The 14,139-nt window shown below is 65.3% G+C and carries 13 protein-coding genes; 6 read left to right on the top strand and 7 right to left on the bottom strand.

Features of this window, described 5'->3' with window-relative positions:
* Nucleotides 1–79: 79 nt before the first annotated feature.
* The gene (locus tag B4I46_RS18020) at nucleotides 80–1,003 is read left to right on the top strand and encodes a LysR substrate-binding domain-containing protein (RefSeq protein WP_078481171.1); all 924 of its coding nucleotides are present in this window, start codon (nucleotides 80–82) and stop codon (nucleotides 1,001–1,003) included.
* Here B4I46_RS18020 and B4I46_RS18015 read toward each other — a convergent pair.
* Complete coding sequence (locus B4I46_RS18015) at nucleotides 945–1,955, bottom strand: AraC family transcriptional regulator (RefSeq protein WP_286901237.1); 1,011 nt, start codon at nucleotides 1,953–1,955, stop codon at nucleotides 945–947. The two genes, B4I46_RS18020 and B4I46_RS18015, sit on opposite strands and share 59 nt — an antisense overlap.
* Before the next feature lie 180 nt (nucleotides 1,956–2,135).
* Between B4I46_RS18015 and B4I46_RS18010 the strand changes: the two genes are divergently transcribed.
* Genes B4I46_RS18010 through B4I46_RS18000 form a run of 3 tightly spaced genes read left to right on the top strand, consistent with a single transcriptional unit; the run spans nucleotide 2,136 to nucleotide 4,797 of the window.
* Nucleotides 2,136–3,320, top strand: coding sequence for an acetyl-CoA C-acyltransferase family protein (locus B4I46_RS18010; protein WP_043861759.1), 1,185 nt, complete (start codon nucleotides 2,136–2,138; stop codon nucleotides 3,318–3,320).
* Between the two features lie 13 nt (nucleotides 3,321–3,333).
* On the top strand, nucleotides 3,334–4,182 hold the full coding sequence (locus B4I46_RS18005) for a 3-hydroxybutyryl-CoA dehydrogenase (RefSeq protein WP_043861758.1): 849 nt from the start codon (nucleotides 3,334–3,336) through the stop codon (nucleotides 4,180–4,182).
* A 9-nt stretch (nucleotides 4,183–4,191) separates the two neighbouring features.
* Nucleotides 4,192–4,797 (top strand): TetR/AcrR family transcriptional regulator, encoded by a 606-nt coding sequence (locus tag B4I46_RS18000; protein ID WP_253087067.1) that lies wholly within the window; start codon nucleotides 4,192–4,194, stop codon nucleotides 4,795–4,797.
* A gap of 19 nt (nucleotides 4,798–4,816) precedes the next feature.
* Here the strand turns inward: B4I46_RS18000 and B4I46_RS17995 are convergent, their stop codons facing one another.
* Genes B4I46_RS17995 through B4I46_RS17975 form a run of 5 tightly spaced genes read right to left on the bottom strand, consistent with a single transcriptional unit; the run spans nucleotide 4,817 to nucleotide 11,351 of the window.
* Nucleotides 4,817–5,194 (bottom strand): response regulator, encoded by a 378-nt coding sequence (locus B4I46_RS17995; RefSeq protein ID WP_043861756.1) that lies wholly within the window; start codon nucleotides 5,192–5,194, stop codon nucleotides 4,817–4,819.
* 55 nt (nucleotides 5,195–5,249) lie between these two features.
* Complete coding sequence (locus B4I46_RS17990) at nucleotides 5,250–6,476, bottom strand: hybrid sensor histidine kinase/response regulator (RefSeq protein ID WP_043861755.1); 1,227 nt, start codon at nucleotides 6,474–6,476, stop codon at nucleotides 5,250–5,252.
* The gene (locus B4I46_RS17985) at nucleotides 6,470–7,045 is read right to left on the bottom strand and encodes a chemotaxis protein CheB (protein WP_043861754.1); all 576 of its coding nucleotides are present in this window, start codon (nucleotides 7,043–7,045) and stop codon (nucleotides 6,470–6,472) included. Before B4I46_RS17985 ends, B4I46_RS17990 begins: the two co-directional genes overlap by 7 nt.
* Complete coding sequence (locus B4I46_RS17980) at nucleotides 7,042–7,863, bottom strand: CheR family methyltransferase (protein WP_043861753.1); 822 nt, start codon at nucleotides 7,861–7,863, stop codon at nucleotides 7,042–7,044. Before B4I46_RS17980 ends, B4I46_RS17985 begins: the two co-directional genes overlap by 4 nt.
* The gene (locus tag B4I46_RS17975; RefSeq protein WP_043861752.1) at nucleotides 7,860–11,351 is read right to left on the bottom strand and encodes a response regulator; all 3,492 of its coding nucleotides are present in this window, start codon (nucleotides 11,349–11,351) and stop codon (nucleotides 7,860–7,862) included. The genes B4I46_RS17980 and B4I46_RS17975 overlap by 4 nt, the downstream gene beginning before the upstream one ends.
* Before the next feature lie 269 nt (nucleotides 11,352–11,620).
* Here B4I46_RS17975 and B4I46_RS17970 point away from each other — a divergent pair, with 269 nt between their 5' ends.
* Together B4I46_RS17970 and B4I46_RS17965 are read left to right on the top strand one after the other, a co-directional pair.
* Entirely contained in the window at nucleotides 11,621–11,980 is a 360-nt protein-coding gene (locus B4I46_RS17970) for a response regulator (protein WP_088514409.1), read from the top strand.
* Between the two features lie 118 nt (nucleotides 11,981–12,098).
* Nucleotides 12,099–13,412 carry a glycosyltransferase gene (locus B4I46_RS17965; protein ID WP_054914312.1) on the top strand — a complete coding sequence of 438 codons (1,314 nt, stop codon included), beginning with the start codon at nucleotides 12,099–12,101 and terminating at the stop codon, nucleotides 13,410–13,412.
* Here the strand turns inward: B4I46_RS17965 and cobF are convergent.
* Nucleotides 13,381–14,118, bottom strand: coding sequence for a precorrin-6A synthase (deacetylating) (cobF, locus tag B4I46_RS17960; RefSeq protein WP_286901234.1), 738 nt, complete (start codon nucleotides 14,116–14,118; stop codon nucleotides 13,381–13,383). The genes B4I46_RS17965 and cobF overlap by 32 nt on opposite strands.
* Nucleotides 14,119–14,139: the final 21 nt, after the last annotated feature.

Raw genomic sequence — 14,139 nt, 5'->3', positions numbered from 1 at the left:
GTGCAATGAAGCGGGATTATCCGAGGCTTGGGGTGTAGCATGAAATTAATTGATTTCATGCATACCAGTGGGTAATCGAATGCTTGACCCCGTACTGCTGCGCAGCTTCGTGACCGTGGTGGAAACCGGCAATTTCACCCGCGCCGCCGAGCGCCTGCACCTGACCCAGTCGACCATCAGCCAGCAGATCATTCGGCTGGAGCAGCACCTGGGGGTGCGCCTGCTGGATCGCAGCCAGCGCCAGGTGTGGCCGACCGAAGATGGCGAGCGCCTGCTGGGGTATGCCCGGCGCCTGCTGCGCCTGGACGAAGAGGCGCGCCAGGCGTTCAGCCCGGTGCAGGCGCAACGGGCGCTACGCCTGGGGGTGCCGGAAGACCTGGCCGGGGAAGTGCTGACCGAGCCATTGAGCCGGTTCATCGGCGAGCGCCCGCATGTGCGCCTGGAGGTTGAGAGCGGGCTGAGCAGCCCGCTGCTGCGCCTGTACCGTGATGGCGAGCTGGACCTGCTGCTGGTCAAGCAATGGGGTGCGGACCGCGACCGCCATGCCGGCTGGCACGAGCCGTTGTCGTGGGTGTGCAGTGCCGGGCAGACGCAGCTGGCCGACCCGGTGCCGCTGGTGGTGTTTCCGGTGGGGGCGCTGTACCGGCAGGAAATGATCAATGCGCTGGAAGCTCGTGGGCGCAGCTGGCGTATCAGCTATTCGAGCACCAGTCTGGCCAGCCTGGGGGCGGCGGTGAGTGCGGGGTTGGGCGTGAGCCTGATACCGACCCGCAGCGTGTTGCCGACCCATCGGGTGCTGGGTGAAGCGCAGGGGTTTACCCCGGTCCAGGGTCTGGAGCTGGCGTTGTACGGGCGCAAGGGGCTGGACGCCGATGGCCTGGCGCTGCGCGAGCTGCTGCAGACCCTGTGCGAGCAGCGCGCAGGGTGTCGAGGGGGCCAGCCCCCTACTCCCCCGCCACCCGCGCCCGGTAGCTCCCCGGGCTCTCCCCCGTCCATTTCTTGAACGCGCGATGAAACGCGCTGGGCTCCTGGAAGCCGGTCTGCTCGGCAATCTGCGCCACGCTCAACACACCATCGCGCAGACACTCGAACGCCAGTGCACGGCGCACCTCGTCCTTGATCTGCTGGTACGAACACCCTTCACGCTCCAACTGCCGGCGAAAACTGCTCGGGCTCAGGCCCTCGGCTGCCGCCATGCCCAGCAAGGTTGGCCACTGCCCGTACTGACGCCCGCGCAGATGCCGGTAAACCCGCGCCGCCAATCCGTTCTGGTTGCGGTAGCGCACCACCAGCCACTGCGGCGCACTGCGCAGGAAGGTCTTGAGCGCACTCAGGTCCTGCACCACCGGCAAGCGCAGGTAGTGCGCCGAGAACTCGACCTGGGTGCGGCCACTGCCCAACTGCAGGTTCGGCCCCCACAGCAACGCGTCGTCCTCCAGCACCGCACGCCCGTCGCGCAGTTCGGTACGGTCGATGGCGATGCGCCGCCCCCCCAGCCAGCACAGCAGGCTGACCACCAGCACCAGGAAGGTCTCCTCGGCATATACCCGAGTCTGCGCATCGTCGAAATGCGACTCCAGGCTGATCACCGCACGCTGCCCACGCACCACCAGGCGCCCGCGCACGTCACGCAGGAACAGGCCGAAGTTGCTCAGGCACTGGCGCAAGGCCTTTTCCAGCGTCGGCTCCTGGATCAGCCCACGACAGATCAGGGCGAAACTGCCCAGCGGCATGCCGTGGCTGTCGAGGTTGAAGAATTCGTCGCCCAGGTCTTCAATGAGCAGCAGCCACAGCCGTGCGAACGCCCTGGCCGGCACCCGTGCATCGGGTGCGTCCACCACCGCCGGGTCGATGCCCGCCTGCACCAGCAACGCACTGGCGCGCGCCGGCTGTTGGCGCAGTGTGTGCAGCATGATGTGCACGAAGTACACCGCGACCGAATCGTTTTCCAGCATGACTGTTTCCGCTATGCAGCGTAAGAATATGGCAAAAAGTGCCAGCCTCGCTGGGCAGTTATGGCATAGGCCCAGGCGTGACCTTTGCCTAGACTCGAACCCATCCCGAGCGTGGCCCCGGGCGCCATTCTGGCAGAGCCAGGCAGCGCCCCGCCACGCTTTCGCACACTGGAGTCGCGTATGAACACCCCGCAAATCTATGTAGTGAGCGCCGTTCGCTCGGCCATCGGCACCTTCGGCGGCTCGCTCAAGGACCTGCCCCTGGCCGACCTGGCCACCCAGGTGACCCGCGCCGCCATCGAACGCTCCGGCATTGCCCCCGAACAGATCGGCCACATGGTCATGGGCAACGTGATCCCCACCGAGCCGCGTGACGCGTACCTTGGCCGCGTGGCTGCAATGAACGCCGGCGTACCCAAGGAAACCCCGGCATTCAACGTCAACCGCCTGTGCGGCTCGGGCCTGCAGGCCATCGTCTCGGCCGCGCAGAGCCTGCTGCTGGGCGAGGCCGAGGCGGTGATTGCCGCCGGCGCCGAATCCATGAGTCGCGGCCCGTACCTGCTGCCGCAGGCGCGCTGGGGCGCGCGCATGGGTGACCTGAAGGGTGTCGACTACATGCTGGGCATTCTGCAGGACCCGTTCGAAGGCTTTCACATGGGCATCACCGCCGAGAACGTGGCGGCGAAAAACGGCATCACCCGCCAGATGCAGGACGAGGTGGCCCTGACCAGCCAGCAGCGCGCCGCCCGCGCCATCGCCGAAGGCCGCTTCACCAGCCAGATCGTGCCCATCGAGATCCCGAGCCGCAAAGGTCCGGTACGTTTCGAGGTGGACGAGCATGTGCGTGGCGATGTGAGTGCCGAGCAACTGGCCGGCATGAAGCCTGCCTTCAAGAAGGACGGCACCGTCACCGCCGGCAACGCCAGCGGCCTCAACGACGGCGCCGGCGCCCTGGTGCTGGCCACCGGCGAAATGGTCGAGCGCCTGGGCTTGCGCCCGCTGGCGCGCCTGGTGGCCTATGCACATGCAGGCGTCGAGCCCGAGCTGATGGGCCTGGGCCCGGTGCCGGCCACGCGCAAGGTGCTGGAAAAGGCCGGCCTGAGCGTCGCCGACCTGGACGTGATCGAGTCCAACGAAGCCTTCGCTGCCCAGGCCTGCGCCGTGTCGCGGGAACTGGGCCTGGACCCCGAAAAGGTCAACCCCAACGGCTCGGGCATTTCCCTGGGCCACCCGGTGGGGGCCACAGGGGCCATCATCGCCACCAAGGCGATCCATGAGCTGCAACGTATCCAGGGCCGCTACGCGCTGGCCACCATGTGCATCGGCGGCGGTCAGGGTATCGCCGTCGTGTTCGAACGTGTTTGAGTCGGAGTTAACCGTGAGTATTGAAAACATCGCCGTGATCGGCGCCGGCACCATGGGCAACGGGATTGCCCAGGTGTGTGCAGTGGCCGGCTACCAGGTCACCCTGATCGACGTGTCCGAGGCCGCGCTGGAGCGTGGCCTGGCCACCCTGCGCAAGAACCTGGAGCGCCAGGTCAGCAAGCAGACCCTGCAGGCCGAACAGGCCGAGGCAGCCCTGACGCGCATCGCCACCAGCACCGATTACGCGCAGCTCAAGGGCGCGCAGCTGGTGATCGAGGCAGCCACCGAGAACCTCGCCCTGAAGGTGAAGATTCTGCAGCAGGTGGCCGCCAGCGTGGCCGACGACTGCGTCATCGCCACCAACACCTCGTCGCTGTCGATCACCCAGCTGGGCGCATCGGTGAGCCAGCCCGAACGTTTCATCGGCGTGCACTTCTTCAACCCGGTGCCGATGATGGCGCTGGTCGAGATCATTCGCGGCCTGCAGACCAGCGATGCCACCTACGCCAGCGCCATGGCCCTGACCGAGCGCGTGGGCAAGACCGCCATCAGTGCCGGCAACCGCCCGGGCTTCGTGGTCAACCGCATCCTGGTGCCGATGATCAACGAGGCGATCATGGTGCTGCAGGAAGGCCTGGCCAGCGCCGAGGACATCGACACCGGCATGCGCCTGGGCTGCAACCAGCCCATCGGCCCGCTGGCCCTGGCCGACCTGATCGGCCTGGACACGCTGCTGGCGATCATCGAGTCGTTCCACGACGGCTTCAACGACAGCAAGTACCGCCCCGCTGCCCTGCTCAAGGAAATGGTCGCCGCCGGCTACCTGGGGCGCAAGAGCGGCCGCGGCTTCTTCACCTACTGAGGTACGGGCATGCCGCAGACCTGCGCCGAACGTTGCGCCAACTTTGAAGAACGTCGGGACAAGGCACTCGAACTCTTTGCGGTCAAGGGGTTCGGCCAGGTCAGCATGCGTGAACTGGCCAGCCACCTGGGGCTGACGGCGGGCTCGCTGTATCACCACTTCCCGAGCAAGCAGCACCTGCTGTTCGACCTGATCGAAGAGCTGTTCGAGGAGTTGCTGGCCACCCTGCAGCCCCGTGGGCGCGGCAAGCCCGAGGCCACGGCGTTGAGCCGGGTGATAAAGGCACACTGGGCGCTGCATGCCGAACGCCCGTTGCAGTTTCGCCTGGCCGAACGTGACCTGTGCTGCCTGAGCGAGGAACAACAGGCACGTATCGCCCAGCTGCGCCGTGAATACGAAACCCACCTGTTGCAGCTGATCGCCCCTCACGCGGCCCTGCCGCCGCCGGCCCGGGAGGCGACCGGCCATGTCATCGCCACGCTGCTCAACAGCCTGCCCGGCTGGTTGCAGGCCTCACCGCTGGGGCAGCCACAACGCCTGGCGCTGATGGAAAACATGCTGCTGGGGGCGATAGAGCGCACCCTGCAGACCGGTGCGCTGGACGCTGCCGCTTGAACTCACGCCAACGTCAGGCCTATTTCAGGAGTTCCTGAATCTGGTCGCGCAGGCTGTCCAGGTCGAACGGCTTGGCCAGGATCGGTGCCTTGAACGCGATCGGGCTGCCCGACTCGCGGATCTCCGCCGGGTAGCCACTGATGAAGATCACCTTCAGGTCCGGGCGCAGCTTGACCGCAGGTTCGGCGATCTGTACCCCTGAAATGCCGCCCGGCAGGCGGAAGTCGGTCACGATAAGGTCCAGGTGCGGCTTGCTGGCCAGGATCTTGAATGCCTGCTCGCCATCTTCGGCCACCAGCACGTGATAGCCCTCGCCTTGAAGATAGTCCTTCAGGATCATGCGAATGACCGGTTCGTCTTCGACGACCAGTACTACATCTTGCGCATCTTCACTCATGCCAATGCCTTCAACTCGTATTTGATTCATGGGGGATCGCTATACGACCCCGGCCTCACGCAGAGGTTGCCTGCTGCGCGCCACTTTCTTGCGGGCTGCGTACCAGTGGCAGGCGCACGCTGAATGTCGCGCCCTGGCCCTCGGTACTGCTGACCGTGATGCTGCCGCCATGGGCCAGCACGATCTGTTCGGAAATATACAGGCCCAGCCCCAGGCCGGCACTGCTCTGGTTGGAGCATACCCGCTCGAACTGCTGGAAGATGCGCTGCTGGTTCTCGGCACTGATGCCGATGCCATGGTCGCGCACCTGCACGCAGGCCATGCCCTGTTCCTCGAACACGCGCACCTGCACCGGCGACTTGGCGCCATAGCGCAGGGCGTTGGTGAGCAGGTTGGCGATCACCTGCTCGATACGAAACTCGTCCCAGTAGCCGACCAGTTCGGCGCCGGCCTGCAGGCTGATGCTCGAGTCGACCGCAGCCGCCTGGGCGGCGAAGTTCTCGACCAGGCCGCTGACCAGCTGGCACAGGTCGAACGATGCGGGCCGGATCGACAGCTTGCCGGTACGGATGCGCGACACGTCGAGCATGTCTTCGATCAGCCGGATCAGGCTGTTGATCTGGCGCTCGTCACGCTCGACCATGGCGTGCATCTTGTCCAGGGTGAAGGCATCGGCGTTGTTGCGCGCCAGGTGCAGCTTGCGCAGCTGGGTCTCCAGTATCAGACCGTTGAGCGGTGTGCGCACCTCGTGGGAGACGATCGACATGAAGTCGTCGCGCATGCGTACCGCGTGCTCCAGCTCGCTGCGCGTGACCTGCAGCTGCGCCAGCAGCAGCTCCTGCTCCTGGCGGCTGCGCTCCAGGGCCTCCAGCTGCTGGCCGAGGGCCTTGCGCTGGCGGTACAGGTCGATGAACACCGCCACCTTGCTCTTCACCGCCTGGGTGTCCAGCGGCTTGTGCAGGAAGTCCACCGCGCCGCTCTCGTAGCCCTTGAAGGCGTAGTTCATCTCGCGCGCCGCAGCGCTCACGAACACGATGGGAATGTTCTTGGTCTTTTCCGTACCGCGCATCATCTCGGCCAGTTCGAAACCGTTCATTCCGGGCATCTGGACGTCGAGGATGGCCAGCGCGAACTCGTGCTCGAGCAACAGCGACAACGCATGGTCGGCCGATTGCGCCTGGTACACGTTGCGGTCCGGCCCCTTGATCAGCGCCTCGAGCGCCAGCAGGTTTTCCGGCAGGTCGTCGACGATCAGCAGGTTTGCTTGGATATGGCTTAGCATGCACGTGGTTCCAGCTTGGCGAGCAATTGCCCGATGCCATTCAATGGGAGTATGTGGTCGGGCCGGTGCAGCGCCAGCGCCGCCTCGGGCATGACCGCGACTTGCGCCTCATGCGGGTCTTGAATCAGGGTAGTACCGCCGTGCTCCTTGATGCGCGCCAGCCCGCGCGCACCGTCTTCGTTGGCGCCGGTCAGCAACACGCCGACCAGGCCGTCGCCATAGGCATCGGCGGCCGACTCGAAGAGGATGTCGATCGAGGGCCGGGAAAAGTGCACGCGGTCCTCCTGGCTCAGGGACAGGCTGCGGTCACGCTCCACCGACAGGTGATAGCCGGGGCCGGCCACGTAGATCATGCCCGGCACCACGCTTTCCTTGTCGCGGGCCTCCTGCACGGGGCGCTGCAAGCGGCGGCTGAAGACTTCGGCCAGCTGGCTGTGGCGGTCGTCGGGCAGGTGCAGCACGCACAGCAGCGCAATGGCGTAGTCGGCGGGCAAGGCGGCAAACACCGTGAGCAGCGCCGACACGCCCCCGGCTGAAGCCCCCACCACGATCGCATCGGTGCCTTTCATGACTTTCGGTAGATCCGTTCTGGCTTGACCAGCGCGTCGAAGCGGTTGGCGTAAGCGGAAAAATCCAGGGTTTCCTTGCTGCCCAGCACCAGAAAGCCACGGTGGCACAGCGAGTCGTGAAACAGGCCGAAGGCCCGGTCCTGCAGGGTCTTGTTGAAGTAGATGAGCACGTTGCGGCACGAGATCAGCTGGGTTTCGGAGAACACGCTGTCGGTGGCCAGGCTGTGGTCGGCGAAGGTCACGTTTTCGCGCAGGCTGCTGTCGATGATCGCGTTGCCATAGGCGGCAGTGTAGTAGTCGCTGAAGGCCCGGCGCCCGCCGGCCTTCTGGTAGTTCTCGGTGTACTCGCGCATGTTCTGCATCGAGTAGATGCCCTGCTTGGCCTTTTCCAGCGAGCTGGGGTTGATGTCGGTGGCGTAGATGATGGTGCGTTCGAGCAACCCTTCTTCGCGCAGCAGGATGGCCATGGAGTAGACCTCCTCGCCCGTGCTGCAGCCGGCAATCCAGATCTTGATCGAGGGCCAGGTCTTGAGGTGCGGAACCACCTCCTCGCGCAGCGCGAGGAAGTGACCGGGGTCGCGAAACATTTCGCTCACCGGGATGGTGAGGTACTGCAGCAACTGCATGAACACGCTCGGGTCGTGCAGCACCCGTTCCTGCAGGGCCGACACCGTGGCGCATTCGAACTGGCGCACGGCATGCAGCACCCGGCGCTTGATCGAAGCGCCGGAATAGTCGCGAAAGTCGTAGCTGTACTTGAGGTAGATCGCCTCGATCAGCAGCCGGATTTCAATGTCGGTGTTACGTTCGATACTCAAATTCGCTCCAGTTGCGGCAGCCATACCCGAATCAGGGAGAACAGCCGGTCCAGCTCTATCGGCTTGGCCAGGTAGTCGTTGGCGCCGGCCTGCAGGCAGCGCTCCTGGTCATCCTTCATGGCCTTGGCGGTGACGGCGATGATCGGCAGCTTGCGCCAGCGCGGGTCCTTGCGAATGCGCCGGGTGGCTTCATAGCCGTCCATCTCCGGCATCATCACGTCCATCAGCACCAGGTCGATATCGCTGACCTGCTCGAGTTTTTCGATGGCCTCGCGGCCATTGCGACCGATCTCCACGATCGCGCCCTTGTGCTCCAGCGCACTGGTGAGGGCGAAGATGTTGCGCACGTCGTCGTCCACCAGCAGGATCTTGCGCCCCTCGAACACCTTGTCGCGGCTGCGCGCAGTCTTGAGCATGCGCTGACGTTCATGGGACAGCGTCGACTCGACTTTGTGCAGAAACAGCGTGACTTCATCCAGCAACCGCTCGGGTGAACGCGCGCCCTTGATGATGATCGAGCGCGAGTACTTGAGCAGGTCGGCCTCTTCGTCGCGGGTCAGGTTGCGCCCGGTGTAGACGATCACCGGCGGGAACGAGCGGATATCGTCGGCGGTCATGCGCTTGAGCAGCTCGTTGCCGAGCATGTCGGGCAGCTTGAGGTCGATGATCATGCAGTCGTAGATGTTCTCGCGCAGCAGCTCCAGGGCTTCCTGAGCCATGCCCACCGCGGTGATCTTGATGTCTTCGTCGCCGATCAGGCGGGCGATGCTTTCGCGCTGCAGGTCATCGTCTTCCACCAGCAGGATGTGCTTGAGCTTCTGGGTCAGCTTGGCTTCCAGGCGGCCGAACACGGCCTTGAGCTCCTCGCGGCTGGTGGGCTTGACCGCATAGCCGATCGCGCCCATGTGCATGGCCGCCTCGACACGGTCCTCGACCGAGATGATGTGCACCGGTATGTGCCGGGTGGACGCCTGCTCCTTGAGCCGCTGCAGCACGGTTAGGCCGGAATGGTCGGGCAGGCGCATGTCCAGCAGGATGGCGTCGGGAATGTAGCTGGCCGCCAGTTCGAAGCCTTCGTCGGCGGCCTGGGCCACCAGGCAGCTGTAGCCCAGTTCGTGGGCCAGGTCGAAGAGGATGCGGGCAAAGTTGGGCTCGTCCTCGATCACCAGGATGCAGCGGTTGCTGAACGGTGCCAGGTGACGGTCGTCGGCGAAGCTGGCCGCCGGCCGCGGGGCTTCGGCGGCCGGCAGCACGACGGGGGCCGCCACGGGCAACGGCGCGGCGGCGCGGGCCACCAGTGCCAGCGGCTGCGCCTCGACGCTCGGCTCGTACGACTCGGGCAGTATCAGGCTGAACACGCTGCCCTGGCCCAGTTGGCTTTCGACACGGATCTGGCCGCCCAGCAACTGCGCCAGGTCACGGGAAATCGACAGCCCCAGGCCCGTGCCGCCGTAGCGCCGGTTGGTGGTGCCGTCGGCCTGGTGGAAGGCTTCGAAGATGCTCTGCTGCTGGTCGTCGGCAATGCCGATGCCACTGTCGCGCACCGAGAACACGATGCCGGTGCCGGCCTGGTAGCCGATGGTCAGCGCCACCTGGCCGCGCTCGGTGAACTTCAGTGCGTTGGACAGCAGGTTCTTGAGGATCTGCTCCAGGCGCTGGCGATCGGTGAACAGGGTGGCCGGTACCTGCGGCTCTACGGTGACGCTGAAGGCCAGCTGCTTCTGCTGCGCCAGCGGCTCGAACAGGCTGCGCAGGCCTTCGGCCATGCGGCTGATGTGGGTGGTTTCGGCGCGTACATCGAGCTTGCCGGCCTCGACCTTGGCGATGTCGAGAATGTCGTTGATCAGGTTGAGCAGGTCGTTGCCGGCCGAATAGATCGACTCGGCGAACTTGACCTGCTCGGCGCTGAGGTTGTCCTGCGGGTTCTCGGCCAGCAGCTTGGCCAGGATCAGCGAGCTGTTGAGCGGGGTGCGCAGCTCGTGGGACATGTTGGCGAGGAATTCGGACTTGTACTTGCTCGAACGCTGCAGTTCCTCTGCACGCTCCTGCAACTCGACCTGCACCCGGTTCAGCTCGCCGTTCTTGCGGTCCAGCGCATCGCGCTGTTCGGCCAGCGCGTCGGTACGCTCGGCCAGTTGCTCGTTGGTCTGCTCCAGCTCGGCCTGCTGCGTCTCCAGATGGGCCTGGGACTCCTTGAGCACCCGGGACTGTTCCTCGAGCTCTTCGTTGGCGGTCTTGAGCTCTTCCTGCTGCACCTGCAGCTCTTCGTTGAGCTGCTGGGTTTCGGCCAGCACTTCCTGCAGGCGCTGGCGATAGCGCGCACTCTCGATGGACGTGCCCAGGTTGTCGGCCAACCGCTCGAGGAACTCGATGTCGCGGTCCTCCACTGCGCGCAGAAAGCCCAGCTCGACCACGCCATTGACCTGGCCGTCGTTGATCGCCGGAATCACCAGCACGTTGCGCGGGCACCCCTCGCCCAGCCCGGAGCTGACCTTGAAGTAGTCCTGCGGCACCTCGTCCAGGCGCATCAGGCGACGCTGCGCCACGGCCTGGGCAAGGATGCCCTCCTGGGCGCCGACAACCTGCTCCTGCCCCTGCTGCTCGCGGGAGAAGCCGTAGCTGGCCACGCGGCGCAGGCTGCCATGCTCGTCGCGCACGTACACGGCCGCCACCACGCTGCCCAGGTAATGGGCGAAGAACTGCAGGATGTTGTTGCCCAGCATCGGCAGGGTCAGTTGCCCCAGCACCTGCTCGGCCAGACGCGATTGCCCGGCGCGCTGCCAGGCCTGCTGTTCGAGGCGCTCGGCAGCGCGCTGCTGGGCCTCCAGGTTGGCCGCGTAGTTGCTGGACAGGTTGAGCAGGTCGCGGCGGCCGATATAGGCCAGCAATGCGCTGAGCAGCACCACGAAGGCCAGATAAAGGGAAATGGACCACTGCGTGGTGTTGCTGACCTGATCGTTGCGGGCAAGACGCAACTGTTGCTCCATCGCGACGAAATCGTCGAACTCCTTGCGGATCTCGTCGGTCAGGCGCTTGCCCTGACCGAGCTTGATGGGCGTGCGGTAGTCGTCATTGGCGCGGCGCAGGGCGATCATGTCCTTGCCGAAGTTGTTCCAGGCGGCCTGCAGGGCTTGCAGGCGGCTCAGGCGGTCGACCTGCTGCGGGTTGTCGGCCACCAGTTCCTTGAGCGTCTCGAGTTCGGCCTGTATGCGTGGCTTGGCCACTTCATAGGGGTCGAGGAACTGCTCGTCGCCGGTGAGCAGGAACCCGCGCATGCCGGTTTCCATGTCGATGGACAGCTTGACCGCCTCGTTGGCGTTGTTGATCACCCGGTCGGTGTGGGCGACCCACTGGATGACCGACAGCAGGTAGGCAATCACGGCGACGAAAACCACCGCACTGATCAGACCGACCCCCAGGGGCAGGCCGATGTTGCGGCTCAGCAGCTTGCGAAAGCTCTGCTGATCGGTCGAGGCTGGTTGACTCATTGGAAAGGCCCGAGCAAGTAGACGAACGAAAGAGTGTGACGGATTTTCGAGCAATTGTTCCAGTTTTCCGCCAGTTCAATGCCCGCAGCGTGGCGCCGTGCCCGTGTTGGCCGGGCATCGAGCCCGTATTTGAGCCAGTGCTGCGCCAAACGTTCCCTGTTTGGCCAGAGCCCGCTATGCTCACTGGCTGGTACGTTTGACGATCCAGGGAACTAAGCACCGCGTGCTGTTTACAGATAGTGTGTCACCCATTTTCACAGGATCCTGCCATGCCCGATAATCACCCTCTTCTGGTCGTCGAAGACGACACCATCGTGCGCATGCTGATGGTGGATGTGCTCGATGAACTGGGTTACCAGGTGGTGGAGGCCAAAGATGCCGAAGAAGCGCTGCAAGTGCTGGGCAACCCGGACAAACCCCTTGCCCTGATGATGACCGATGTCGGCTTGCCCGACATGGACGGCAAGCAACTGGCGGGCAAGGCCCGCGAACTGCGGCCGCTGTTGCCCATCCTGTTCGCCAGTGGCTATGCCGACAGCTTCGATGTGCCCGAGGGCATGCACATGATCGGCAAGCCGTTCAGCATCGACCAGCTGCGCGACAAGGTGACCTCGATTCTGGCCCTCTAGGCGCGCCAGCTCCCGCACCGCTGTACCTGCGGGAGCCGGCCTGCCGCCGAAGAGGCCGAAACGGGTGGCCTGGATTCTGGTTTAATACGCCTTTTTTGCCCAAAGGCCCGCCCTCCCCATGCACCCAACCGCCCTCCACGTCCTGGTCATCGGCTATGTCTGGCCCGAACCCCGCTCTTCGGCCGCCGGCGGGCACATGATGCAGCTGCTGGAGTGTTTTCTGGAGCGCGGCTGGCGCATCACCTTCAGCAGCCCCGCAGCCATCGGCGAACACAAGGCCGACCTCGCGAGCCTGGGCATCGCCGAGCAGGCCATCGAGCTGAACAACGCCAGTTTCGACCGTTTCATCGCCGACCTTGCCCCCGACGTGGTGCTGTTCGATCGCTTCATGATGGAGGAGCAGTTCGGCTGGCGCGTCGAGAAGCATTGCCCGGCGGCCCTGCGCGTGCTCGAGACCTCCGACCTGCAGAGCCTGCGCGATGCCCGTCATCAGTTGCTGCGCCGGCGCCTGGCCGAGGGCCTGGACAGCAACGACTTTCGCGCGCTGTTCAACACCTCGGGCCCCGACCTGTATCGCCAGATGGCCGGTGCCGACCTGGCCCAGCGTGAACTGGCGGCGATCTACCGCAGCGACCTGAGCCTGATGATCTCGGATGTCGAGATAGACCTGCTGGTCAATGGCTTCGGCGTGCCCGAGGCGTTGCTGCACTGGTGCCCGCTGATGCTGGCGCCGCCCACCGAAGCCTTCAGGCCGTTCGCGGAACGCGAGCACTTTCTCAGCATCGGCAACTTCCGCCACGCGCCGAACTGGGATGCGGTGCTGTGGATGAAGCACAGCCTGTGGCCGATGATCCGCCGTCGCCTGCCCAAGGCTCAGTTGCACATCTATGGTGCCTACACGCCGCCCAAGGCCACCGCGCTGCACAATGCTGCCGAAGGGTTTCACGTGATGAACTGGGCTGAGGACGCCCTGCAGGTGATGAGCGGCGCACGGGTGTGCCTGGCTCCGCTGCGCTTTGGCGCCGGCATCAAGGGCAAGCTGACCGATGCGATGCTGTGCGGCACGCCCAGCGTGACCACCCCGATTGGCGCCGAGGCCATGCACGGCGACCTGCCCTGGCCAGGCCTGGTGGCCGACACCGCCGAAGGGTTGGCCGATGCCGCGGCGCGGCTCTACAGCGAGCAACCGCGCTGGGAGCAGGCCCAGCGCGACGGGCGCCAGCTGCTGAGCGCCCGCTACGACAGGCGCTGGCACGGCCAGGCCCTGGTGCAGCGCATCGAACACACGCTGGCGCACCTGGATGAACAGCGCCTGTACAACTTCACCGGGGCCATGCTGCGCCACCATCACCACAAGAGCACCCAGTACATGGCCCAGTGGATCGAGGCCAAGAACCGGCCTAGCGGCGGCGCAGCAGATACGTGTCCATGATCCAGCCCTTGCGCGCGCGGGCCTGCTCGCGCTGAGCCAGGATCTGCGCCTTGACCTGCATCAGCGGCCCCTCGATCAGCAGCTCGTCGGCAGTGCCCAGATAGGCGCCCCAATAGATGTGCAGGTGCGGATCGTCCAGTTCGGCAAAGGCGCATTGCCCGTCCAGCATCACCACCACGTTGTCGATGCCTGACTCATCAGCCAGGCGTCGGCCCGGCAGGATATGCAGCGGCTCGCCGATACGGTTCAGTGCAATGCGGTGAGCGGCCGCCAGGGCCTGGACGCTGCTGATGCCGGGGATGACTTCAAGGCTGAACGCCGGCTGCGCCACCCGCTCCAGAATGCGCAGGGTGCTGTCGTAAAGCGTCGGCTCGCCCCACAGCAGGAACGCGCCGCATTGCCCCTCGGCAAGCTCGTCGTGCAGCAGGCGCCCATACAGCGCAGCGCGCTGGCGGTGCCAGTCCTCCACGGCACCGACGTAGTCTACAGCCGCCGCGTCGCGTTGCGGGTCTTCGACCTGCACCAGGCGATAGGGCCGGGTGACGTGGCGCTCCAGCAGCTCCTTGCGCAGGCGCAGCAGGTCGTCCTTGGCGGCGCCCTTGTCCAGCACGAAGAACACGTCGGCGCGGTTCAGGCTGTCGATGGCTTCGAGGGTGATCTGCCGGGGGTTGCCCGGGCCTATTCCAATCAGCAGCAGGTGTTTCATCGCAAGCTCTCCCAGGGGCGC

The sequence above is a fragment of the Pseudomonas sp. UBA7500 genome, from assembly GCF_002478435.1.
Lineage (GTDB): Bacteria > Pseudomonadota > Gammaproteobacteria > Pseudomonadales > Pseudomonadaceae > Aquipseudomonas > Aquipseudomonas palmensis.
Note: the sequence above shows the minus strand (reverse complement) of the source record. Positions and strands in the feature narration are given on the sequence as shown.